The sequence below is a fragment of the Massilia sp. TSP1-1-2 genome (genome assembly GCF_049896185.1).
In the GTDB taxonomy this organism is placed as follows: Bacteria; Pseudomonadota; Gammaproteobacteria; order Burkholderiales; family Burkholderiaceae_D; genus Telluria_A.
Genome location: NZ_JAFCTU010000133.1, coordinates 1 through 988 on the forward strand (window position 1 = coordinate 1; position 988 = coordinate 988).

The 988-nt window shown below is 58.6% G+C and carries 2 protein-coding genes; one reads left to right on the plus strand and one right to left on the minus strand.

The window, feature by feature from the left end; translation table 11 throughout:
• Positions 1-49: 49 nt before the first annotated feature.
• Positions 50-184, minus strand: a complete 135-nt coding sequence (rpmH, locus tag ACP7BV_RS27270; protein ID WP_010401996.1) for a 50S ribosomal protein L34 — start codon at positions 182-184, stop codon at positions 50-52.
• Positions 185-603: 419 nt separating this feature from the next.
• On the opposite strand from rpmH, the gene ACP7BV_RS27275 reads away from it, so the two are divergent.
• Positions 604-988 (plus strand): DnaA N-terminal domain-containing protein (locus tag ACP7BV_RS27275; protein ID WP_426108040.1); only part of this gene is annotated, 385 nt, incomplete at its 3' end.

Below are 988 nucleotides of genomic sequence, written 5' to 3' on the forward strand. Positions count from 1 at the left end.
GAACCTTCGCTAGTCATAGCCAACCGCGCTGCAGCAGTCAGTGCCAGACTTATACAGCCAGGCGTTTGCGACCCTTGGCGCGGCGTGCATTGAGCACATCGCGGCCGCCACGGGTAGCCATACGTGCACGGAAGCCGTGCGTACGCTTGCGACGAACGACGGAAGGTTGGTAAGTACGTTTCATGGTGGTCTCGCTTAAAGCAAATAAAAATGCAAAATCGGGTCTGACGTCCCGTCAGTCTTTTTTACCCGCTAAGCCAAACCAACAGGCCACAAAATGGCTTGTTTGCACGGAGTACGGGCGGGGAACCCTGAATTAGACACGATTTTGGGCCCACCTGTCAAGGATTGAGAGAGATCGGCGGCCGATTCCGTTGCGTTCCCGGGTAGTGTAGGGCGGAAAAGCGCAGCGCATTCCGCCAAAGGTGTGCGCCGTGTTGACGCGGACATTGGCGGAATGCGCTGCGCTTTTCCGCCCTACGGGTTCGAAAATAAGCGGCGTGCCTGTGGATAACTCTGCCCGCGGCAGGTAGAATAGCGTGTTACGTGTGGCGCACAGCTTCATCGAACCGCCCCTCCACACCTTATTCAGACAGACGATTCATGGAAAATTTTTGGCAGACCTGTTCCGCGCAGTTGGAACTGGAACTGACACCGCAACAATTCAGTGCGTGGATCAAACCGCTGGTCGCCCTCGATTACGAGGACGGCAAGCTGCGCGTTGCCGCGCCTAATCGCTTCAAGCTGGACTGGGTGAAAACGCAGTTCGCCAGCCGCATCACCGAACTGGCCTGCCAGTTTTGGGAGCAGCCCACCGAAGTGCAGTTCGTGCTCGACCCGCGCAATGCGCTGCCCAAAAAGGCAGTCGCCCCGCATCCGGCGCCGAACGACGGCCCGATGCAAGGCACGATCAACAATCACCAGAGCAACGCGAACGAAGGCCAGCCCGGCACGCCGGAAATGTTCAACATCGGCAGCCCGCCGCGGC

Coding starts and splice junctions, on each gene's coding strand:
- rpmH (WP_010401996.1), bottom strand. CDS start 184: ATGAAACGTACTTACCAACCTTCCGTCGTTCGTCGCAAGCGTACGCAC.